The organism is Bacillus sp. ok061 (assembly GCF_900108285.1).
In the GTDB taxonomy this organism is placed as follows: domain Bacteria; phylum Bacillota; class Bacilli; order Bacillales; family Bacillaceae_G; genus Bacillus_A; species Bacillus_A thuringiensis_S.
Genome location: NZ_FNUW01000017.1, coordinates 86,173 through 108,114, shown reverse-complemented (window position 1 = coordinate 108,114; position 21,942 = coordinate 86,173). Strand labels below are relative to the sequence as shown.

The window sequence follows — 21,942 nt, the reverse complement described above, 5'->3', positions numbered from 1 at the left end:
TTTACAATATATATACTATGTAACGGAACACTGTGAATCGTTGCATAATCCACATTATATTATTTTGAACAGGTAATCCCCTATCTTTATGGAAATATATAATAAGAAAAACAATAACATTGATTAATCTCTCACTTCTTTGTCCATCCTTTTAAAAAATCTATGTTTTTGTAAAAGGAGTGTTTATATGGAGAAACAGACACTTTGGAAAAAGTTCAAAAAAAGCTCTGTAAACCTCGGTAAATCCAGCGTATATGAAAGTATTATCTTATTCTACACAATGAAAAAGAAAGAATTACCTACTAAAGCGAAATTCATAATATTAGCCGCTTTATCTTATTACGTATTAACAATCGATTTCATTCCAGATATAGCTGCTATTATTGGGATTGGCTTATTAGATGATGTTTTAGCAATCGCTGTAGCGCATAAATATGTTATGCGCCATGCAGATGCTGAAATTCGAGAGAAGAGCAAGGTAAAAATGGAGTCATTATTTACTTCAGCACAAGCATAATTAAACTAACTAGTCATTTACATACCTTTTTACTTTCAAAAAAAGCTAACTGTAATTAATGATAGTTCCACCTCACTGAATATTACTCTTCACTATGAGAGCATTGCAGAATAAATCCCTAAACAAAAGCATTTCTCTTAGCTCTCAAACCGTAAACAAAAAGGGTGTCAGCACGTGTTCCTAAGTTCTGACACCCTTTTATTTGTTCTTATATCTATCTGTTATACAGTTGCATGTGTCCCCTTATACAAAACTGCTATTGCCGCGACTATAAGGATCATACCCATAAAAGCAGGTGCAGCATGACCAAGCGATACATAGATTTGCCCTCCAATAATAGGACCAATCATTCTTGCTAAAGCTTGAATAGATTGACTTCCCCCTTGAATCCTTCCTTGTTCACTAGAACCGCCAGACTTTGAAAGCATCCCGTTGAATGAAGGCCCGAAAATTGAATCCCCAAAACCAAACATTAGCATTCCAACGATAAGTAGTGGAGAGAGTGAAAATACAGCTGATGCTGCAATAAAACTGTATCCTATAATCTCCGAAACCATCCCAAGAATTGCTATTTGTTTATCACTAAGCTGGATCAAAAGCTTTGGCATTATAAAACTTTGTGAAACAATGTCTTGAAAGCCCAAAATTGAAAACATAAGTCCGATTAGTGCAGGTTTCCAACTGAAAGTATCCATCGTAAATTGTGTGAAAATTGCTTGTAAAGATCCGTTAGGTATCCAAAGTAAAAACGCTGAGACAAGTAACCATTTTAAATTTTTCATGGAAAGTATGTTTGCTAGCTGTGCAAAAGGATTCATTCTTACAAAAGTAATCTCTTTCAATCTATTATTTTTGTCAAGGCTCTCAGGCATATATTTGATCCCATATACAACATTTATTAACGTTATGATTGCTCCAAAATACATAGGTACAGTATCACCAAACTTGGCAAGTAATCCCCCAATGGTTGGGCCAATGATAGTTCCCGCACCTACAACTGCACTCACCCATCCAAAGTATTTCGTTCTCTGCTCTTTTGGAATGATGTCTGCAAAATATGCGAAGATAGTACTTATGCTCCCGCCTGTTATTCCTTCTATTATGCGTCCAGCAAATAGTACCCATAAAGCTCCTCCTATGCCAAAAACTAAGTACCCAATTGCAGAACCAAATAAGCATATTAAAAGTAATGGACGACGGCCATACTTATCGCTTAAAGCCCCGAGTACTGGAGCAGCTAAAAACACGCAGGCCGCATATACGGAAGTTAGTAGTGTAACAACTAATGCTTGTTCTTCCGGATTACTTGTATATGGCTGTACTAAGAATGGGACTACAGGCATGATAATACTGAAACCTATACCACAAAGAAATACAGAAATAAGTCCGAATAGTAAAGCATGTTTATCTATGCTTTTTTCAGTTTCCCTTTCATTTTGTGATCTAAATATAGACATTTAACTTCGCCCCTTTTAAAAATTTGTTGCTTTGTCAACAAAATAATAACTCTGTTTTGTTGATTAGTCAACAAAAATAAAATGATAAAAAAGCAGCCTATTCTCATTAGATTAGGGCTGCCATTTCATTATTAAAATGTATTAGGATTTAATATGTATACCTTGTTTCTTTATTTCTGCATCCAAATGTCTACTATACTTTTCCACGAAACTAATTATACTGTCGAATTCTTCTTCAGTTACTTGCTCAAATACAGCTTTATCCCGCTCTTGAAACTCTTTGTGCAGATCTTCATGGATTTTATAAATTTCTTTCCCTTCTTCGGTAAGCCTAAAATAAATTTCTTTCTTATTTTCCGACTTTTGGTAGCTTTCAATAAGGCCTTTTTGTATGAGCTTCTTAGTCATTCTACTTATAGCACCGCGAGTCACATAAAAAGCCTCTGCAAGTTGTGTCACATTAGAATCCACATTATTTTCAATATATTCAATGCAGTGGACTTCAGAAGACTTAAAACCTTTAAGGCCTTCTTCCATCTTATCTTTATTAAGCCAAACCAGCTTATTATATAATTCCCTGAAACCGTTCATGACCTGTTCTTCTTTATTCATGACCTGCCCTCCTCACCACTCATTAGCACATTAAAATTATTATATTAAATTTCTGCTTACGTTTCGACAATATTGAAATAATTATTGTAACATTCAAGATATGTGTAAAAATTGGCGCTTAAATAAAACAATTCATTAAACAGCAAATTTATTGCTACTTACAGTAAACAGTAGACAAAAAGTAAGAGCTAAGATTATTTCTCTTAGCTCTTCTTTCATAAAACTATTTCACTTCATTAGCGACAAAAAAGTGCTCACATACACTTGATATGCGCTGTAAGTCTACGTTCCCACCAGATATAACCGCTACTACTTTTTTTCCTTTTATATAGCTATCAACTTTTCCTGCAAGAAGTGCAGCAGTTGCTAATGCACCTGCACCTTCTACAACAGCTTTCCCACGTTGTAATAAATCTTTCATCGCTACTTCCAGTTCTTTTTCTGATACAGTTACAATATCATCTACTACTTCTTTTACAATTTCAAATGTTAATTCCCCTGGTATTTTAACAGCGCAACCATCTGCAATAGTAGGCGCCTCATAATGTTCTACGATTGCTCCTTTATCGTAAGATGCCTTCATTCCATGGACATTATCTGCCTGGACACCAATTATATTAATCGATGGATTAAAAGATTTTAATGCTACAGAAATACCAGAAATAATTCCGCCTCCACCTATTGGTACAATGACAGTATCTACATCCCACATATCATCAAGAATATCTAATCCAATTGTACCTTGACCAGCCATTACCTCTACATCATCATATGGATGTAAGTATGTCTCACCTGTTTTCCTTATAATTTCTTCACATTTTGTCTTTGCATCATCAAAGGTTTCACCATGTAAAATCACTTCAGATCCATATCCTCTAGTTGCTTCAACTTTAGCCTGCGGTGCAGAAATTGGCATAACAATTTTACTCTTAATACCGAGTAAATGAGCAGATAATGCAACTCCTTGTGCATGATTACCTGCTGAACATGCAATTACACCTCTTTTTTTTTCTTGATCCGTGAGCCGCGACATTTTATTAAATGCGCCACGAAACTTAAAAGAACCCGTTAATTGCATATTTTCTAATTTCAAATGAATTTCTCCGCCCGTTTTACTAGTCAAGTAAAAAGATTTTACTAATGGCGTTTTACGAGCATTTCTATCTAGAATCTTGTGAGCTTTTTTAATATCGTCTATATGTAATGGTAGTTTTCTAGTTATCATACTTACACCTCTTCCAATGTTCTATTCCTAAGTTTTCGTAAGTCGTAGCTCCTTTATACGAAAAGAAAAAGTCTTTATATTTGTACCCCACTCTGAAATAAACACATTTGCAAACAATTCAACATCCTCTTCATATCACGTTCTTTATAATCATTTAAACATGCAATTTGGATCCAATTATTCTTTTGTAAATAAGATGACTCATAATGAACGATGTATCCTTGTAATGCTAATGCATCGCCTACTACTTTAGAAGAATGATCTTCGCTCAATACAATAGTAAGTATAATTGGCCCGGCATGTTCTTTAGGTGAAACAAGCTTTAAACCCATATCAGTAATAACTTCTTCAACATAATCGTATGTCTCTTTAATTTTTACAAATGCCTTTTCATCTTCAAATCTCTTCAACGCTTCTTGCAATGCATAAATTAAATTCCATGATTGTGAGTATGGAATGCTTTCATTTTCTTCATACATGCCAATGTCCATATAGGCCGGCACAGCCTCGTTTATTTTTACAATGTGGTTATGAAAAACGAAAGAAATTCCTGTATATGATTTAATCGCTTTACCGCTAACACCACTTGCAAAATACACATCCTTCAAGTCTATTGGTATTGCTCCAATTGAGCTTATGCAATCTACACATAGTTTCATTTGATTCTCGTTACAAAGAGTATTTAGCTCGTTTAAATCGTTTAACATTCCAGTAGATGTTTCATGATGAACAAACCAAAGCCATTCATAATTTCCAGTTGTCATTATTTCTTCTAATTCTGTATAAATAAACGGCTCTCTCATTTCCTTTTTATACGTATCAAAATGTAACTGTGCTCGTTTTGCATGCCCAACTAATCTATTTCCAAATTCTCCATTTGTTAATACTAGTCCTTTCCCTTTTAAAGAACGTAACTGTAAAGCAATCGCATCATTGGCTAACGTCCCTGTTCCTAACATAAGTTGTACATGTTTTGCTTTTGTCATGTGAAGTAACCGTTTTTTCACATTGTCCATTGTCACTTGAAATGACTTAGAGCGATGCGAAATAGGCTTAGTACAAAATGCCTTTCGAACGTTCTCTTCAATGTCTACTGGACCAGGTAAAAATGTGTATTCTTTCGTCATAATACTTCCAACACTCGATTCTTCAAACATAGCAGGGGTAACATACATTGGCTGGAAGGCTGCTACTTCTGTACCAACTAACGTATGGAAACCTTTGAATCCCATTTGCTCATATAAAGCTAGTTCACGTGTTGTTGCAGAAATGAGTGCTAATTCATATCCATTTAGAAGCAAATAACGATGTAGAAAACGGATTAATCCTAACAACGCTCTTCCATTCCTATATTCACGTTCTACTGAAAGTAAACGAATTTCATACACTTTTTCTCCATGCTCTTGCAAATAAACATCTAAATTTGAAATTTTATAATCTAACGAGAATGGTCGTTTTCCCCGCACCGCGACCATACCTACTAATCTATCCTCATCTAAACAAATTAAATATGTATTTTCTTCATGAAACCTATCTATACGAAACTGGTCTTTCGTTTCTTCATGTTGTGGAATCTCTTCCACAAAAGTTTTATAATTTAATTTATGTATACTTTCAAATTCCCAATCTTGATCAGCAACTTTATAAATTAACCCCATGCCTTACCTCCTTTATCTATTTAATAAAAAATGATAAGTGGAGATTATCCCCACTTATTAAACATTCATTTTATTCTCGATTTACATATAGAATAAGTACAATAATCATTCCACTTAAAATAGTCGTAACAATAGAATAAGAATAAAGAATCATACAAATTGGTAAACAAGCAATCGTAATTAGTCCTGGCTTCGTAAATCCTTTAAATATTAAATAAAATACAATAAAAATGCCTATGAGGGTAAGCGCTATCAAATAATCAAATGCGATTAATCCTCCAATAAATGTTGAAATACCTTTACCGCCCTTACCTTTAAATAAAACTGGGTAAATATGTCCAATAATAACGGCCAATAATGTTAACATTACGAATGTAGGATCTTCAAAAAGATATTTTGCAACAGTAACAACGATTGCCCCTTTAATCGCATCACCTAAAAATGTAGCGATGAAATACCCTTTTCCATATACGCGCCCCATATTTCTTGCACCAGGATTTCCGCTTCCTTCACCCCTAATATCAACGTTATGTCTCAATTTTGTTACTATATAAGCGGTCAAGATGTTTCCAATTAAATAAGAAGCCACCAAATATAAAAACTGCATACTATTAATCATGTAATCATTCACTTTCTACATGGGATTACATATACAATATTCAATTACTACGTATATTGTACGTTTTAACATACATCCCTTTATACATTTTAACATCATATTTTTACAAATCATACAAAAATTCTCATACGCTATTTTTAAAAATATATATCCCTCATTAAATAATATGTTCCTTTCACTGCCATTTCTGCTTGTGATACAAATATAATTTCTTTCATACTTTCTTCACAGCATTTCTTAAATACAGCAAATATTTCAGGAACTAAACGCAATATACTGCCACTTACTGCAATTGGCGTTGAGTGCTTAAAGTTTAACTTGTTATAAACATTTACTGTAATCCTTCCTAATTCCTTTCCAGCTTGCATTATAATTTCATGTGCATCATCATTTCCATTTCTCGCTTCCTGAATAACTAATGGCGCGATTGCTGCAATTTTATCTTTAGAAGAAGTATATACTAAGCTTTTTATATGAGACGGTGTCAAAAGTTGAAACTGCCTTTGAATATTCAAACTCAATGGACAAAGGCTGATTCCTTGATCGAATTGAATTGTCATTTTCTTTAAAGCTTGTAATGCAATCCAATATCCGCTCCCTTCATCACCTAAAATATGTCCCCATCCACCGCTATACTCATACACTTCTCCTTTCTTTCCGATACAAATTGCCCCTGTACCACCTATAGTTAATATTCCATCCTTACCTTTTAAAGCAGCTGCATGCGCAATCATTGCATCATTAAAAATTTCAATTTCTGTTCCGTATTTCTTTTTTAAACGTAATGTTAATTTATTTGTATTCGCGCCACTTATGCCGGCTAACCCTAAACAAACACAAACGCAATGCCCATTTATTAAACTCTTCTGGCATTGATCAATTGCTTCCATAATATGCAAAAGTGCCTCATCAAAATCTATTAATACATTTCCAAATCTGCTCATACCTCTTACAACTTCATTTCCATTTTGATCAAATGCAATTGCCTCTGTCTTCGTTCCCCCGCCATCTACTCCGATCATATACTTCATATGTTCGCCTCATTTTCATTTACGTATTGGAGGGAATGTTACATTCCCTAAAACCACGGAATTCTTAGCACCTGTTGCGCTCGGCACATTACTCGGATTACGATAATACGTTTCGTTTGCTAAAACCGCAAAGGCGATCGCTTCTTTCGCCGCTGAGGAATAGCCTAAATTTTCTTGAATAAATATTTTGCATTTTTCTTCCTTTAATCCAAATCGTATCATTTCAACAAGTGTACGATTATAACTTCCGCCCCCGCCTAAAATTACTTCATCGATTTCATAATACGGAAAAATAAATTCCTGATAATGATGAACAATTGAACATGCTGTAAACATCGTGACAGTTGCCAATATATTTTCTCTACTATGCTTTTCAAATCGATTTAATAATTCAGTCACAAACGCTTCTCCAAACTGTTCTCTACCTGTTGATTTTGGTGGTTTCACGTTCAAAAATGGATGCTTCATACAGTATGTTAAAATTTCATCTACAACCACCCCTTGACTTGCAATCCAACCATTTTGATCATATGGTACATGAAATAATCTTTGACATACTTCATCGATTACCATATTGCCTGGTCCAGTATCAAAAGCAATAACACTCTCATTACTTCGTTTACTTGAAACCACTGTAACATTACCAATCCCGCCAATATTTTGTAGTAGTCTATTTTTAGTTTGATGCCGATATAAAATAATCTCTGAATATGGTACAAGTGGTGCACCTTGTCCCCCTGCCGCCATGTCCATCGTTCGGAAATTCGAGATAACCGTCGTGTTCGTTTCATATGCTATTACTGCTGGTTCCCCAATTTGCAAAGTTGAAGAAAGAATATTACCTTCTTGCTTTGGCTGATGATAAATCGTTTGTCCGTGAGAGCCTATTAAATCTAATTGTCTCAAAGGAAAATTGGCCTCTTTACAAACTTCCTTTACAGCATTGGCGAAGCATAAACCAAGTTTAAAATTTAAACTACATATAAGTTGGACATTCGAAGTTTCAATTGATAACGCTTGTTGAATCTCATTTTTCATATCATTACAAAATGGAACAGTAGTAAAATGGATGAGTTCGATTTTAGAATCTACACCACTTCCTTCTATATGAACGAGCGCTACATCTATTCCATCTAATGAAGTACCAGACATTACCCCTGCAATATACATAACGTGCATGACCTCCTATTTACTAAAAGACAATCATGTAAGTAACCGACGTACAACCAATCGAAAACAATATAAATCTAAAAAACAACTGAGCTTTCGATGCAAACGACCCATCAATGAAAGAAACAACTACCGTAAGCAAAATGCTTGCCGCAATGCTTGTAACGAGCCAGATACTATGCATTTGTGATAGATTTAGCATACCTAATAAAGGGACAAAAAGTAAATTTGCACAAATCACTCCAAATAATAATAAAAATACACCTTTATAACTAAATTTTATATTCATTCTATTTCCCCCTTTCTTGTTTTAATGTGAAAGAAGTGATAGACAAAAAGTCTATCACTCAAAATAACAGCATGCAGATTAAGGATTAACAGATTCCCCGTCACCATTCTTTTCAATTTCAAGCATATTTTTGTCGTACATTTTAAAGAATGGTAGATAAATAAGGAAAGATATTGCTATATTTATAAAAACTAATACAATCGCACGCCAATCTCCACCTGTTGCTAAATAAGCACCAATTGGAGCAGGTAATGTCCATGGCGGCATAATATGCGTTGGTGTTACAAACCCCATCGCTGTTGCAGCATAAGCTATAGTAGCTGTTACTAACGGTGTAATGACGAAAGGAATAATTAAAATTGGATTTAATACAATCGGCAAACCGAATATAACCGGTTCATTTATATTAAAAACCCCCGGAACAATACACGTTCTCGATAATGCTTTCGAATATTTTGATCGACCAAATACGATCATAGCTAACACAAGCCCTAATGTTGCGCCCGAACCACCAATCCAAATAAACCATTGATAAAACGGTTCTGGTGCAATAAACGGAAAATGACTCGCTCCACTTGCTACAGCTTCACCGTTCTTTCCTAAATACACATCCCAAAGCGGCCTTGCCACAGTACCTACAACTGATACTCCGTGTATCCCGAAAGACCAGAAAAACGTAATTAAAAATACAGGTATAATAACGCCAAAGTAACTATCACCAGCTTTTACTAACGGTGCGGCTAGTTTATCTACAACGTAATGTAAATCAACTTTAAAAACGACTGTGATAAGACTCATAATAATAATAACGAATGCTGCAGGTATAAGTGCTTCAAATGAACGTGATACTGACGGTGGTACTTGTTCTGGCATTTTTATCGTTACGTTATTCTTCTTACAAAATCTTAAAATCTCAACTGATAAAATAGAGACAATCATCGTCACAAATAATCCATGACCTCCGAGGTTTGTCATTGGAAGCATGAATCCTTTTTTATCAATTAACTCAGGCGTTAATGTTAAAAGTAGTGAACATACCGCAAGCTGTGCTCCTGATAAAGCATCTAATTTATAACTTTTCGCTAAATTATATCCTATTCCAAATGCTATATATAAGGACATAATAAACATAGTTAAACGATATGGTATTAATATACTTGTTTGATTCTTTAATGCCCAAACCGATATGAAACTATCTTTCGGCAGTGGCGGAAATGCTACTATTAAAAAGAAGCTTCCTACTATAATAAATGGTAACGCCGAAATAACTCCATCACGGATTGCTTGTAGATGCCTCTGCTCAGAAAGCCTTGCCATCGGGCCAGATAAGTTTTTATCAAGAAACGTGACAAACTTATTCATAACGCTTCCCCCTAACTGATTAATTCATTTACAGTTTTTAATAAAGTCGGGCCTCCAAGCGGCGTGTATGCTTGCGGTGGAATGATGCCACACGGAATAGATTCCTCCTCTGCAAATTTTTTTACAGAGTCAAATCGGTGTCTTATTTGAGGTGCCACCATTACGACATCCCAGCCATTCTTTACTTCTTCCTCTACCTCATTCGTTCCAATTGCATGCACTTCCATGTTCAAACCATTTTTCTCCGCTTCTTTTTTTAAAGCGTTTACAACAATTGCACTGGACATTCCTCCAGAACAGACAAACAAAACTTTCATTTATTAATCCTCCTATACTTATAATTTATTACCCTTCAAATGAAAGGAAGTTTCACTTTACTAACAAGCATATGAAGTAGTAAATGAATTTAGTTATAATGAAAGTAAATTTCATTAAAAATATTTTTCCTATTAAATTAATGTTTCAATGTGTAATTTTCTCTATTGCAAGGCCAACCTCACCTCAGATATTATTTTAAATAATCATATGATAGGGAGGCGTATAAATGATCGTTAAACGTTTATTAATGATATGTTGTATCGTCATCTTGTTCATCCCTTTCTCTTTCATTTCCCCTCACTCTACTTATGCTAAAGTAAATACTACGTACAAAAAACATGAATTACGTGCTGTATGGATCGCATCAGTTCTGAATATTGATTGGCCCACAAAAACTGGCTTACCTATTGAAAAGCAGAAACAAGAATTTATAAGATTATTAGACGATGTAAAAAGCACTGGTATGAATGCAGTTGTTGTACAAATTAAACCAACAGCTGATGCTTTCTATCCCTCAAATTACGGTCCTTGGTCTGAATACATTACGGGTACACAAGGAAAAGACCCCGGATACGATCCACTTGCATTTATGATTGAAGAAGCACACAAAAGAAATATAGAATTCCACGCATGGATTAATCCATACCGAATAACGATGAATCACACTGATATAAATCGATTATCAAATAATCACCCTGCAAGGCAACACCCCAATTGGGTTGTACCTTATGGCGGAAAGTTATATTACAATCCCGGTATTCCAGAAGTGAAAAAATTTATAACAGAAGGTGCTTTAGAAATCGTACAAAATTACGATATTGATGCGCTGCATATGGATGATTATTTTTACCCATATAAAGTAGCCGGTGAAGAATTTCCAGATCAGAAAACATACGAAACATATAATAACGGTAAATTTACAAATATAGAAGATTGGCGACGTAACAATGTAAATGAACTTGTAAAAGATTTAAATACTGCTATAAAACAAGAAAAATCATACGTAAAGTTTGGCATTAGTCCGTTCGGTGTATGGCGAAATATAGCTGACGATCCGACTGGTTCTAACACAACCGCAGGCCAAAGAAACTATGATGACCTTTATGCTGACACACGTGAGTGGATACAAAAAGGATATATTGACTACATTACACCGCAAATATATTGGAATATAGGTTTCACCCCAGCTGCATATGACATATTAGTAGATTGGTGGGTTAAAGAAACAAATAACAAACCGATTCACCTATACATCGGTCAAGCGGCCTATAAAATTAATAATAACTCCGTCCCTGCTTGGTCTGATCCAGAAGAATATCCAAGACAAATTACATTAAACCGGCTATATCCTGAAATAAAAGGTAGTATGCATTTTAGCTTAAAAGATATTAATAACAATCCACTTGGAGTTAAAGATAGACTCTCAAAAGACATATATATACATCCTGCATTAATCCCGCCTATGCCTTGGATTGATCATGATCCACCAAAACAACCGACATTAAAAGGTGCCATTCCAAGAAATGAAGGTATTGCAATCGGTATCATTGATAATAGAGATAATGATTCTGCTTATTACGCTATTTACCGCGCGAATGGGCAAAATGAAGTGGATATACAAAATCCTAAAAATTTACTTACTACTGTAAGAAAAACAAAACTTGGAGAAATTTATGTAGATAAAACCGTTATTTCTGGAGAAATGTATACGTATGTCGTAACTGCAGTTGATCGATTGCATAATGAAAGTGTGGCTTCTATTCATACTACCGTTAGAGCAAAATAAAATCTCATAACAAAAAGCGCCTTAAAGCTGTGATACTTAGCTTTTAAGGCGCTTTTTGTTATTTATTCTTAAACTTCTCAGTCGCTGCTCTCATCTTCACATTTAAATCGTGATCAATTGAGTCGCGAATATCTCGCTCTACTACTTCCATTTCTTTTTTGAAATTTTCCAAGTAGATTTTCAATTCTTCTTCCTTCTCTGGTCTTTGTGAAGGTGGTAATTGTACTACCAACGATAACATGGCCGTTAAATCTTTCATTAAGAACGTTTCAAGTTTATGTTGTTGTTCAAACATGCGTTGCTCTTGATAGTACGGAAGTGCATTTAATACTGAAATTGTAATATCATCAACCGTTCTTTGTAATGAAGGATTTATTGAGCGTTTATACGCTTGAATTGTATTTAATGCGTCTGGATAACGGTCATAAAAATACAATTTATAAAATGATAAGTCTGTCGGTTTTACTGTTTGCTGCGTTTCTTGTCTTAAGAAATCTTTCACTTTCATCGCAGCCACATCAATATCTTCATTCGTAAGCTTTTTCGTTGTTTTTGCCATTACATGCACTTTTTTCTGCTTTTCTTTCGGTAACATCGAGAAGACTTGTTCTCTCGTACGTTGACCAGATGTACAAAATAGAGTATTTAATGTATTTTGTTCTTTCTTCCCTTCGGTGCGAATCCAGCGATAAAACAGTGGGTGTTGTGTAAATTCTTGTAGAAACGGTATTGATTTATTTGATAACTTATCTAAAGAATCTTGCGCTTTTTTATATGGCTTCGTCCATGAAAAATACAGTTTCCGTCCGAAATATACGACTAAAACAACAACAGTAAATGCTATTAAAAGCAATGTACCGAGTAGTAATAGCACTGTTTGAATGAAACTCATTTGTTCACCTCCTCTAATAATCCGTTATTTCCTTGGACGCTGAATGAGTTTCTGCTTCATCTCATCATTAAATGTGTCTAGTTCAATAACAAACTTCTTACTTGACTCAATAATACGTTCTGACGATTTTTCAGATGCCTCAATTGCAGCGAACACATTTTGGAATGATTCACGTAATTTATCCATGCTAATAGCAGGATTCTCAAGCAATTTCGTCGTTTCTTCTGTATTTTGTTTTAACGCTTGAGAATTACTTAACACCATCGATTCAATTGCTTCATTCGTCGCATTTACGGCATCAATTGTTTTACGTTGATTCGTTAATGCTAGCTGAATAGCAGCTGAAACTGTTACAACGTTTTGCGTCATCGTAATGGCATTACGTATTGCCTCTGTTAATTTTTCATTATTTTTCTTAATGATGTCTACAGAAGCTATAGATTGTAATAATACACTTTTCGCTTGCTGCATATTACGTGTACGTACAAGTATCTTTTCTAATGCATCGTTAATTAACGGAATATCCCTTTGACGCTCTGGGTTTTGTTTTTCAGCTTCAAGCATGCCAGCAAGCTTTTTCCCTAAGTATACTTGTTTATCAAGAGCATGAATTTTATCGTGCGATTGTTCTTTTAACATTTCAAGACCAACTGTATCCTCTTGTAAGTTATCACGACCAATTAGGAGGGATCTAATAATTTCCTCGATTTGTTTATCTATAGATTGGTATTTATGCACGTATGTTTCAAGTGGATTTTTCTTGAATACTTTAAACATTATTTTCTTCATACCACTTGCTTTAAGTGAATTGGGATCAAGCTCTGATACCACTTTTCGTAATTCTAATAATGTATTTGGAATTTCTTCATTTTTCCCATTCATCATCGCTGTTACAGGGCGTTTTAAAGCTGATAACGTTTGTCCTGCTGCTTGTTGCTCTTTATCCCCTAAATCTCCTAGCTGAGACAATACTTTTGATAAATCAGTATTTTGCTCGCTATTTAACTTTTGTACATAAAGATCAGCTTCTTTATTTAGTTCCTCTAATTCTTCATCTTTTATAACTGTATCAACTACTACTTCTACATTATTATCTTTCACAATGGATACAGGTTCTTTTTTCTCGAGTTCAGTCAACAAAATCGCTCCTTTATTTATATGTGCGAATTTATATGCACTATATTTCATCAATTATATCGTATTTCATATACATTCTGACTGCTTGAAATCGATTTTTTTAGAAATGTCTGTTAATGCAGTCATTCCCTGTTTCTTACTATAAGTATACCTGTAATCAACATAATTTTCCTCAGACTTAAGACCTAGAGAACTACATGCTGAAGGCGGATTCTTCATATATTTCCTAAATAATTTACGTTCTTTCAATCGTGCTACACTCAATCTTTTGACATTCACCCGTTTTCAATGTGATAATTCTATTACGCTCACTTTTATTTATTTTTGCGAGCTACAAATGCTCCCTTTTGAAACGCTAATAACAACGTTTCAAACGTATCATCTTCTTCAATCATTTTTATAAACTCACCTAATTCACTCGCATGAGAAGTTGCATTATCAACAACAAGAAAACCTTTTGGTTGTAACATACGTTTTATATGCTCAAACCACCACATGTATTGCGTACGCTCTGAATCTAGGAAAATAAAATCAAATGAATGATCTAATTGCGAATCTAAAAATGCCCCGGCTTCTTGATTATGAATATCGATTCTTTGTAACAGGTTTGCCTTTTCAAAATTGACAAGTGCCTCTCCAACTCGTTCTGAAGAAAGCTCTACAGTCGTTACATTTCCATTTGTTTCTTCTACCGCATTAGCTAGCCACAATGTAGAATAACCATTAGAAGTTCCAATTTCTAAGATGTTTTTTGCATTACACCCTTTTACTAAAATTGATAAAAATTGCCCCATCTCACGAGAAACATTCCGTAATTTTTCTTCCCTTGTTTTTTTATTTCGATCATGCTCTTCTCCATATTGTTCAAGTTGCAATAATAATGAATCTACTGTATCCATTCTTTTCATCGCCTTTCCAAGCAATATGATGAAAAAGCTCTTGCTGCCCGTCTACTTTTTATTATATGCGAAACAAAAACCTTTTTCCTGTTATATGACAAAGATTTATAATTTTTTATAGCATATTGTTTCGTTTTTTGGTAAAGTTAATTTCTACGTGCAATTATTCCATTCATATTATTTCATATTAAAATTGCAGTTATTAAATTATATAAACCCCATTTAAATGAATCGGTATTTCAAATTCAATTAAGCGCCCTTTTCGGACGCATTTTCTTTGTTTATATATTTCCAGAAGAAAGGATGCTTACAAATGAACGTGATTAGCTTAGATGCTGCTCGAAAACGAAAGCAGCATAAAAAATTAATGATTACTATACCGATTATTACACGTATTTATGAAGAAGACGGGGAAATTAAATTTGAGGTAGCTGGCGAAAAAGATGTACCTCTTGAAATGTTAGAAAAATAATAAAAAACGCATTTCTGAAGAAATGCGCTTTTTTATATTTTTACATTTAAATGCATAAGTTTTTCAGGATTAACCATCATATAAATATTTGAAATTTTCTCATCCTCAAATGCAAACGAAAGAACATAAGTTACTTTATTATTTATTGTAACTATAACTCCCGGTATACCATTTACCATTTTGAAATCAACGGTGTACTCTTCTGTCAATCGTTGTGCAATCCCAAAGAACAAACGTATAATTCGATCCGCAGAATAAATCGGATTAATCGCAGTCGTAACTTTACCACCACCATCAGCTTTGAGTATAGCATCTGTTTTTAATACTTCTAACATACCTTCCGCATCCCCACACTGTAATGATGATACAAACTTTTCAACATAAGAAGCCATTTTCTCCCTGCTTAATTTTGATTGCTTCGGTTTCTCCAAAATGCTTTTTCGTGCACGTTGAAAGATCTTCCTGCAGTTCACACTACTCTTATCAACAATTGAAGCTATTTCTTCGTATTCATAACTGAAAACCTCTCTTAATATGAAAACAATCCTTTCCACCTCAGATAGTTGTTGTAAAAGTAATAAATATGCGGTGGAAAGGGATTCTTTCATTATAAATGACTTTGATGGCTCATTACTCTCTTCTACAAGTGGCTCTGGTAACCACATCCCTACATACACGTTACGTTTATGCACTGCCGATCGTAATTTATCAATTGAACGATTTGTCGCCATCTTACATAAATATGCTTTCATATTTTCTATAGATTGAGGATTTTCTATATTATTTAGCGAGATGAATACATCCTGAACGATATCCTCAGCATCCATAACACTCCCAAGGATTCTGTATGCTAACGAAAATAATAATGGTTGATACGCTTCATATAACTGCTCCGTTTCCATGATGAACTGCCTCACTTTCATGTTGCTTTAAAATGTGTAACGCTGCACGTTTCCCACTTACTACCGCAGCATCAGCTAATATTTCATCATGCCCTGCCCAATCTCCTGCAACATAAACACCTGGCATTTCAGGTATATTTGGGCCCGGTTTTTCAACACGGTCAATATGAGGAAAATCATGTACTACTATTATTTTCGGTAAATATTGCTGTGCAACAATTTCTCTTTTCCAATTTGGATGTAACAACTCCATCGTACTTTCCAACTGTTCTTTATCTTCATGAATATGATTCATCGCTAGCACTGGATTATGGTACTTAATTAGACTCACTGCAATTGATCCATCTTCACTTAACTTAGCTGCTCTTGATTGATTTGTGAAAAATATAGGTTGATCTAATCCTAATACAAATTGATGTGTAGGATTGGGTAATTGTCTCAAGCCAATATCTAATGCAGCAACAGTAACCGGTACCGATTGTTCACTCCATCTATGCAAACTTGTTCCTTCTGCACCTTTTATTATTTTACAAGCTTCTTTCGGCGGAGTCGTCACGATGACTGTATCTACTTCAAAAACCTCATCATCAACACAATGTATTCTTTGTTTATCTTCGTAATGCTCTATTTCCAAAACATGCTTTTTAGCCAAAAATTGCACCCCGACATCATTCGCTAAATCTCTTAATTTTGTTATTATCGTTTCCCAACCACCATCTACATAAAGCACTCCTTCTTTTATAGAAAGCTGTATTTGCTTTAGTACAGATGATGCTAATTGTATTGTAGGAGCAAACGTATATGTTGTTGTCCGGCATAGCGCATAAAATATATTGCGAACCATTGGATCTTTTATTTCATTTTCTGCCCATGTAGTTAGACTCATTTTTGGAACTTCTCCTACATCTAAATTTCCTAAACGAATCATAAGACGTGAGAATTGTACTTTTGCAGACCACGAAAGTAGTGGCGTTGATAAAATTGAGCGAAAATCTGTTGGGATGGTGAATATATCCCCTTTCCATATACCATGTGCTTTTGTAGATGGTATTCCACCTGGAAGATTCATACCGAGCTCATTAAAAGTTATAAACGCTGCCCCGCCTCTATATAAAGCATGTGCACCAAGATTCATGCAGATTCCATTTTTATTTATAGTCATCCCTCGGCCACCGAATTGACTGGACTTTTCTAATACAATTACTTTCCTTCCAGCTTTCGCTAAATATATAGATGCTGTTAATCCAGCAAGCCCACCGCCAACAATTGCTATATCAAATGTATTCATAATAAAATCCCTCCTTATCGTTCTACATACAAGACGAACGATTAAGGAGGGATGTGACATGAAAATAAATTTTTATTACCCTACTATATTTCATTACTTTTTAATTCGGTCATATTGCATACGAAATAACTCAATTGCAAACGGAATATCCTCTTCACTCTTTATATAATAACTAATCCATCCTGATTCAGGTAATACGTGATGTGGTTTTACCAATCCCTGCTTCACTAATTCATCTCGCTTTAACTTCGGAAATGGTAAATCAGCTAATTTATCACCATGAAGATGGCCAAGTTCTTTCTTACCATAATTTATTTCAATACCACCAAATCGATGCGGTTTTTCAGAAACACCCGCCCAGCTGAGTACTTCATTTCTAATCATTTCACTAAATGACATGAACATTCACTCCTTATAAATGATTGATGTAATTTTAAGTTAACATTTTCATTACTTTTTTCCATCAATCCAAAGTATGAATGGGAATACGAATATAGTTTAATCTTAATACCTTATTCTTTATGGAATAAGTGAATTTATTAAGCTATCGACAACAGCACAAAACAAAGACTAGACACATATCCTAATTTTGTAACCTAACTTACCTATAGAAAGGCGGGTAATACAATTGACTGCCAACATCGACTATACCTCCCCCTCAACTAATTTTACTTATGATGTAAATAAAAGTAATTTTTTTCGGAAAGATGCCCAAAATTATATAAATGTACTTGGCATTAAACAATTAAATACTTTAGAAAATACTTCTTTATTAGATATTTATTTAAGTACAGGAAATGTTGTAGAACCACATATTCATCAAAATGCAGCTGAACTTGTTTATTGTATTTCAGGGTCTGCTGTTGTTTCTTTACTTAATCCATTTACGAATCAAATATTAAACTTACCGATAAAACCGGGGCAAGTTGCCAACATTCCACAAGCGTGGTGGCATTATGAAATTGCTACAGCAGATAATACTCATTTATTAGCTATTTTCAATGCCCCAGCGCCAGAAGTTATTTTCGGTTCTGACATTTTAAGATTAACTCCGGCTCATATGATGGCCCATACTTACTGCCTCAATGAACAGCAATGGAAACAAGCGGTTTCTCCTATTCAATCAACTACTGTAATTGGTCCTCCGGCAAACTGCAATCAAAACCGTGAAATGAAAAATTATCCAACCCACCCCCTCACTCAACAGCCTAATCCCTATCGCCAAGATTCTTATTACTTTCCTCTGTACTGGGGTTATTAATTTGTGAATTTTCAAAACATTAATCATTTATCTCCTAGGAAAATACCGAGGAGATTTTTTTATTGTATCTTCTCTTCCTATTAATAATAGTAACAATTGATAGTGTACATACATATAATATTTATATATTAAATTGGAGGTGATAGTACTATGAGTAATTATAACTATCGAAAAAACTACTCTTATAATAAAAATAGTAGCTCTTCAGCATCCTCTCAATCTTCCAATTCCCAATCTTCCAATTCCCAATCGCAAAGAGACTTAGCCGAGCAAGGCTATGTAAAGAAAAAAGGATGTAACTGCAATAAAAATAAATAGTTTATTTTATGGATGAATTCTTTCTTTAAAGAATTCATCTTTTTTTGCTGATCAGGAATTTTTTAAATTACATAACTTATTCTTTAAATTAAGAAAGGGTACATTATACTTTTTTATACGAACTTAACAAAGAGTAATTTTTCAATTAATTTATTACTTATTTCCCCAAAAAATATAGTCCTTCCTAAATTTATTAGGAAGGACTATATACAAACCCCTGTTTAATTTCCTACTAAACATTGTAACAAATTAAACGATATTAATACCTGCACTTACAAATCCAGCAACTGCAGCTATTGGACTTGCTGCTGTTAATGAAACGTATAATAATACTTTATCCCCGGCTGCTACTGGAATAGCTTCAGCTATGATCCCTGATGCTGTAGAACCAATCGCTATTGCGGCAAATGCTGGTGTTAATAATAGAGGTGCGCCTTGTACTGTAAACGTATTACTTGCTGCAGGTGCAGTTAATATTTGTATCTGCACTTGAACAGGTGATAGTGGAGCTAATGCAGCTGTTGCACTAAAGAAACCTGCTAATGAAGTAATAGTTCCTGCTCGTGGTGCTACAAATGCATAATCACCTATACCTAATGCTAATGTGATACTTGTTCCACCAGTTAAAGCTACACCAGGCTGACTAAATCCAAATCCAAGAAGAGTTCCTGTATTAGCTATTAACGCGTTAACTAACGCAGATGGTGTTGTACCGGAAGCAAACGGAATAATAGCTCCGCCACCAGTCGCACCAGTTGCTCCTGTTAAGCCCGTTGCTCCTGTTGGGCCTGTTGGACCTGTTGGACCTGTTGCTCCTGTTGGACCTGTCGCTCCTGTTGGACCTGTCGCTCCTGTTAAACCTGTTGCTCCTGTTAAACCTGTTGCTCCTGTTAAACCTGTTAAACCTGTTAAACCTGTTAAACCTGTTGCTCCCGTTGGGCCTGTTGCTCCTGTTACTCCACCAGTACCTGCTGGACCTGTCGCTCCTGTTGGGCCTGTTGCTCCTGTTGCTCCCGTTGCTCCCGTTGGACCTGCTCCGGTTCCTGCTGGACCTGTTGGACCTGTTGGACCTGTTGGACCTGTTGGACCTGTTGGACCTGTCGCCCCTGGAGTAGCATTGATTAATTGAATTAATAAATTAAAAAGAAGTTGTAAAGTTGCAGAATCAACATTTGAGTTGCAGGATATAGGGATAAGATCTAAAGCGAAGAAGAATTGTGCAAGGGCGCTATAAAATTGTTGCAATAATGTTGACAATTGTCCTAAATTAGGTGCTGGAGATTGTAATAAAACTATAATACTTTGAGTTAATTGTTTCAAAAAATTAACTTCTGGAGAAGGTAATAAGGAATTTAAGAAAATTAAAAATTGATTAAATAAATCGAGTAACACTAATCTGTTTGCATTACTTGGATTTGCAAAAAATGCTGAAATAGCTGATACTAATGAATTTAGTAAAGTAATTAATTGACTTAATTGTTCTCTAGTAATAGGAACTGACTGTGGATTTTTACAACAATCTGCTGAAAAAACAATCGGATTGCAGTTATTATGATCAAAACAATCATTATGTTTCATTTATTTCCTCCTTACTTTTCTTATAGTTGAGTGTTTTCCTATTCTAAGTACTATAAAAGATGCGATTGAAAAAAGTAGTTAAGTTATATGTTTCTCTTAAAATAGGAAACATGAATTATAATCAAACTTGAAAACGTAATTTAATTATGTTCATGACTCACATATTAATTATATGTTTTTAATAATTGACTGCTTAGATTAAATACCTAAACTTAAGAGTTTATTTTATTTTTCCACGTTTATCTCTTAGGTCCAAAGACACATTTTAATTTGAATACAAAAACCGAATTTACGATTAACATATACTCCCCAAGTAACAACATCATTTTTTCATATAAATAAAGAACATTTCTTTACTAAAATTGGGCTCACCTTATAAAGGTGAAGCCGTTTCTATTATAAAAAACTCTCATACAATATAGTGGACAAGTTATTTTATACTTCGTTCTAATAAAATATTGTAAGGAGTGAAAATTAATTGCCTATCATTCAACCATTTATGGCATCTAGAAGATTTACATCTACACTAGGAGCCGGCACAGGTACAGGTGCAGCTTTTGCAATTGCTGCCACAGCTTGTTTAAACGATGCGGGTACTACTGCAACCGCTTTTCCGACTTTCACGTATTACAACTTATATGTGAACGGTATTCTTCAACCAAGCGTGAACTCCAGTGTTACTACTGGTCCTACTGGTGCTATTACAATTCCTGGTGGGGATGCATTAGACGGCGGAATTCCAATTACAATTGAATTTATCGTCACTTAATGTTAAACAATGTAATTCAGAACAAAAAAGACAGATTCCTTTTTTCATTAAGAATCTGTCTTTTTTAATTAATAATAATAAATTGTAAAATAATTGAAGAACCTTGCGATGGTGGTTGGTTATCCAATAAAGTTAGTTTACCAGTACTAACTTCATAGAGTGGTTGTGGTTGCAAAATTCCATTGATAAACAAATTTATATATGAAACCTCACTAGGTGATAGTATATTCGTTGTACCATATTGAGCTATGCCATCTGCATCTGTATATATAAGTTTCTCTCCATCTGAAAAAGTGTAATATAACAAATTAGTTGTAGTTATGGGGCCAATCCCCCCAGTAGGACCTGTTGCTCCCGTTTCTCCTGTTGCTCCCGTTGTTCC

Annotated in this window: 23 protein-coding genes; 5 read left to right on the top strand and 18 right to left on the bottom strand. The window is 34.6% G+C overall.

Translation table 11 applies throughout. From position 1 onward, the window contains the following. Nucleotides 1-187: 187 nt before the first annotated feature. A complete protein-coding gene (locus tag C4S65_RS21310) occupies nt 188-517 on the top strand; it encodes a DUF1232 domain-containing protein (protein ID WP_000415089.1) in 330 nt (109 codons plus the stop codon). Nucleotides 518-738: 221 nt separating this feature from the next. On the opposite strand, the gene C4S65_RS21305 is transcribed toward C4S65_RS21310, so the two are convergent. The 10 genes from C4S65_RS21305 to C4S65_RS21260 form a co-directional block, all read right to left on the bottom strand. Then, nucleotides 739-1,974: a tetracycline resistance MFS efflux pump gene (locus C4S65_RS21305; protein ID WP_000021823.1), complete on the bottom strand. Its 1,236-nt coding sequence runs from the start codon at nt 1,972-1,974 to the stop codon at nt 739-741. Nucleotides 1,975-2,115: 141 nt separating this feature from the next. Next, nucleotides 2,116-2,586 carry a MarR family transcriptional regulator gene (locus tag C4S65_RS21300; protein ID WP_001030909.1) on the bottom strand — a complete coding sequence of 157 codons (471 nt, stop codon included), beginning with the start codon at nt 2,584-2,586 and terminating at the stop codon, nt 2,116-2,118. A 223-nt stretch (nt 2,587-2,809) separates the two neighbouring features. Further along, on the bottom strand, nt 2,810-3,811 hold the full coding sequence (tdcB, locus tag C4S65_RS21295; RefSeq protein ID WP_086790750.1) for a bifunctional threonine ammonia-lyase/L-serine ammonia-lyase TdcB: 1,002 nt from the start codon (nt 3,809-3,811) through the stop codon (nt 2,810-2,812). 74 nt (nt 3,812-3,885) lie between these two features. Beyond that, the gene (locus tag C4S65_RS21290; RefSeq protein WP_086406714.1) at nt 3,886-5,469 is read right to left on the bottom strand and encodes an aminotransferase class V-fold PLP-dependent enzyme; all 1,584 of its coding nucleotides are present in this window, start codon (nt 5,467-5,469) and stop codon (nt 3,886-3,888) included. 70 nt (nt 5,470-5,539) lie between these two features. Then, nucleotides 5,540-6,088, bottom strand: coding sequence for a glycerol-3-phosphate 1-O-acyltransferase PlsY (gene plsY, locus C4S65_RS21285; protein ID WP_000610879.1), 549 nt, complete (start codon nt 6,086-6,088; stop codon nt 5,540-5,542). 137 nt (nt 6,089-6,225) lie between these two features. Beyond that, entirely contained in the window at nt 6,226-7,119 is an 894-nt protein-coding gene (locus C4S65_RS21280; protein ID WP_098536199.1) for a BadF/BadG/BcrA/BcrD ATPase family protein, read from the bottom strand. Nucleotides 7,120-7,134: 15 nt separating this feature from the next. Continuing rightward, nucleotides 7,135-8,289, bottom strand: a complete 1,155-nt coding sequence (gene anmK / locus C4S65_RS21275) for an anhydro-N-acetylmuramic acid kinase AnmK (protein WP_098536198.1) — start codon at nt 8,287-8,289, stop codon at nt 7,135-7,137. Nucleotides 8,290-8,311: 22 nt separating this feature from the next. Beyond that, on the bottom strand, nt 8,312-8,578 hold the full coding sequence (locus tag C4S65_RS21270; protein WP_001021961.1) for a hypothetical protein: 267 nt from the start codon (nt 8,576-8,578) through the stop codon (nt 8,312-8,314). Between the two features lie 78 nt (nt 8,579-8,656). Further along, the gene (locus C4S65_RS21265) at nt 8,657-9,940 is read right to left on the bottom strand and encodes a PTS sugar transporter subunit IIC (RefSeq protein WP_086406711.1); all 1,284 of its coding nucleotides are present in this window, start codon (nt 9,938-9,940) and stop codon (nt 8,657-8,659) included. A gap of 11 nt (nt 9,941-9,951) precedes the next feature. After that, nucleotides 9,952-10,257, bottom strand: coding sequence for a PTS sugar transporter subunit IIB (locus C4S65_RS21260; RefSeq protein ID WP_000865903.1), 306 nt, complete (start codon nt 10,255-10,257; stop codon nt 9,952-9,954). 227 nt (nt 10,258-10,484) lie between these two features. Here C4S65_RS21260 and C4S65_RS21255 point away from each other — a divergent pair, with 227 nt between their 5' ends. Continuing rightward, nucleotides 10,485-12,044, top strand: a complete 1,560-nt coding sequence (locus C4S65_RS21255; RefSeq protein WP_061665832.1) for a family 10 glycosylhydrolase — start codon at nt 10,485-10,487, stop codon at nt 12,042-12,044. 58 nt (nt 12,045-12,102) lie between these two features. Here the strand turns inward: C4S65_RS21255 and C4S65_RS21250 are convergent, their stop codons facing one another. The 3 genes from C4S65_RS21250 to C4S65_RS21235 form a co-directional block, all read right to left on the bottom strand. Then, a complete protein-coding gene (locus tag C4S65_RS21250) occupies nt 12,103-12,936 on the bottom strand; it encodes a DUF3974 domain-containing protein (RefSeq protein WP_000008363.1) in 834 nt (277 codons plus the stop codon). Nucleotides 12,937-12,960: 24 nt separating this feature from the next. Further along, on the bottom strand, nt 12,961-14,073 hold the full coding sequence (locus C4S65_RS21245; protein WP_000137407.1) for a toxic anion resistance protein: 1,113 nt from the start codon (nt 14,071-14,073) through the stop codon (nt 12,961-12,963). Between the two features lie 314 nt (nt 14,074-14,387). Beyond that, complete coding sequence (locus tag C4S65_RS21235; RefSeq protein ID WP_042973306.1) at nt 14,388-14,981, bottom strand: class I SAM-dependent methyltransferase; 594 nt, start codon at nt 14,979-14,981, stop codon at nt 14,388-14,390. Between the two features lie 304 nt (nt 14,982-15,285). Between C4S65_RS21235 and C4S65_RS34530 the strand changes: the two genes are divergently transcribed. Continuing rightward, nucleotides 15,286-15,444 carry a hypothetical protein gene (locus tag C4S65_RS34530; protein WP_001100984.1) on the top strand — a complete coding sequence of 53 codons (159 nt, stop codon included), beginning with the start codon at nt 15,286-15,288 and terminating at the stop codon, nt 15,442-15,444. 32 nt (nt 15,445-15,476) lie between these two features. Here C4S65_RS34530 and C4S65_RS21220 read toward each other — a convergent pair whose 3' ends face one another. From C4S65_RS21220 to C4S65_RS21210, 3 genes are all read right to left on the bottom strand, one after another. Further along, nucleotides 15,477-16,346, bottom strand: coding sequence for a sigma-70 family RNA polymerase sigma factor (locus tag C4S65_RS21220; RefSeq protein WP_000447157.1), 870 nt, complete (start codon nt 16,344-16,346; stop codon nt 15,477-15,479). Next, entirely contained in the window at nt 16,324-17,634 is a 1,311-nt protein-coding gene (locus C4S65_RS21215) for an FAD-dependent oxidoreductase (protein ID WP_001091193.1), read from the bottom strand. Before C4S65_RS21215 ends, C4S65_RS21220 begins: the two co-directional genes overlap by 23 nt. Before the next feature lie 93 nt (nt 17,635-17,727). Further along, entirely contained in the window at nt 17,728-18,033 is a 306-nt protein-coding gene (locus tag C4S65_RS21210) for a luciferase family protein (RefSeq protein ID WP_000010317.1), read from the bottom strand. A gap of 229 nt (nt 18,034-18,262) precedes the next feature. On the opposite strand from C4S65_RS21210, the gene C4S65_RS21205 reads away from it, so the two are divergent. After that, nucleotides 18,263-18,895, top strand: a complete 633-nt coding sequence (locus tag C4S65_RS21205; protein WP_000126319.1) for a cupin domain-containing protein — start codon at nt 18,263-18,265, stop codon at nt 18,893-18,895. A 567-nt stretch (nt 18,896-19,462) separates the two neighbouring features. On the opposite strand, the gene exsJ is transcribed toward C4S65_RS21205, so the two are convergent. Continuing rightward, nucleotides 19,463-20,791, bottom strand: coding sequence for an exosporium protein ExsJ (gene exsJ, locus C4S65_RS21200; protein WP_103945419.1), 1,329 nt, complete (start codon nt 20,789-20,791; stop codon nt 19,463-19,465). Nucleotides 20,792-21,269: 478 nt separating this feature from the next. Between exsJ and C4S65_RS21195 the strand changes: the two genes are divergently transcribed. After that, entirely contained in the window at nt 21,270-21,560 is a 291-nt protein-coding gene (locus C4S65_RS21195; RefSeq protein ID WP_001121647.1) for a DUF4183 domain-containing protein, read from the top strand. Between the two features lie 64 nt (nt 21,561-21,624). Here the strand turns inward: C4S65_RS21195 and C4S65_RS21190 are convergent. Continuing rightward, nucleotides 21,625-21,942, bottom strand: a 318-nt coding sequence (locus tag C4S65_RS21190; protein WP_142391561.1) for a DUF4183 domain-containing protein, incomplete at its 5' end; no start/stop codon positions are given.

Coding starts and splice junctions, on each gene's coding strand:
- plsY (WP_000610879.1), bottom strand. CDS start 6,088: ATGATTAATAGTATGCAGTTTTTATATTTGGTGGCTTCTTATTTAATT.
- exsJ (WP_103945419.1), bottom strand. CDS start 20,791: ATGAAACATAATGATTGTTTTGATCATAATAACTGCAATCCGATTGTT.
- anmK (WP_098536198.1), bottom strand. CDS start 8,289: ATGTATATTGCAGGGGTAATGTCTGGTACTTCATTAGATGGAATAGAT.
- C4S65_RS21280 (WP_098536199.1), bottom strand. CDS start 7,119: ATGAAGTATATGATCGGAGTAGATGGCGGGGGAACGAAGACAGAGGCA.
- C4S65_RS21305 (WP_000021823.1), bottom strand. CDS start 1,974: ATGTCTATATTTAGATCACAAAATGAAAGGGAAACTGAAAAAAGCATA.
- C4S65_RS34530 (WP_001100984.1), top strand. CDS start 15,286: ATGAACGTGATTAGCTTAGATGCTGCTCGAAAACGAAAGCAGCATAAA.
- C4S65_RS21300 (WP_001030909.1), bottom strand. CDS start 2,586: ATGAATAAAGAAGAACAGGTCATGAACGGTTTCAGGGAATTATATAAT.
- C4S65_RS21260 (WP_000865903.1), bottom strand. CDS start 10,257: ATGAAAGTTTTGTTTGTCTGTTCTGGAGGAATGTCCAGTGCAATTGTT.
- C4S65_RS21290 (WP_086406714.1), bottom strand. CDS start 5,469: ATGGGGTTAATTTATAAAGTTGCTGATCAAGATTGGGAATTTGAAAGT.
- C4S65_RS21210 (WP_000010317.1), bottom strand. CDS start 18,033: ATGTCATTTAGTGAAATGATTAGAAATGAAGTACTCAGCTGGGCGGGT.
- C4S65_RS21255 (WP_061665832.1), top strand. CDS start 10,485: ATGATCGTTAAACGTTTATTAATGATATGTTGTATCGTCATCTTGTTC.
- C4S65_RS21310 (WP_000415089.1), top strand. CDS start 188: ATGGAGAAACAGACACTTTGGAAAAAGTTCAAAAAAAGCTCTGTAAAC.
- C4S65_RS21235 (WP_042973306.1), bottom strand. CDS start 14,981: ATGAAAAGAATGGATACAGTAGATTCATTATTATTGCAACTTGAACAA.
- C4S65_RS21215 (WP_001091193.1), bottom strand. CDS start 17,634: ATGAATACATTTGATATAGCAATTGTTGGCGGTGGGCTTGCTGGATTA.
- C4S65_RS21270 (WP_001021961.1), bottom strand. CDS start 8,578: ATGAATATAAAATTTAGTTATAAAGGTGTATTTTTATTATTATTTGGA.
- C4S65_RS21250 (WP_000008363.1), bottom strand. CDS start 12,936: ATGAGTTTCATTCAAACAGTGCTATTACTACTCGGTACATTGCTTTTA.
- tdcB (WP_086790750.1), bottom strand. CDS start 3,811: ATGATAACTAGAAAACTACCATTACATATAGACGATATTAAAAAAGCT.
- C4S65_RS21220 (WP_000447157.1), bottom strand. CDS start 16,346: ATGGAAACGGAGCAGTTATATGAAGCGTATCAACCATTATTATTTTCG.
- C4S65_RS21265 (WP_086406711.1), bottom strand. CDS start 9,940: ATGAATAAGTTTGTCACGTTTCTTGATAAAAACTTATCTGGCCCGATG.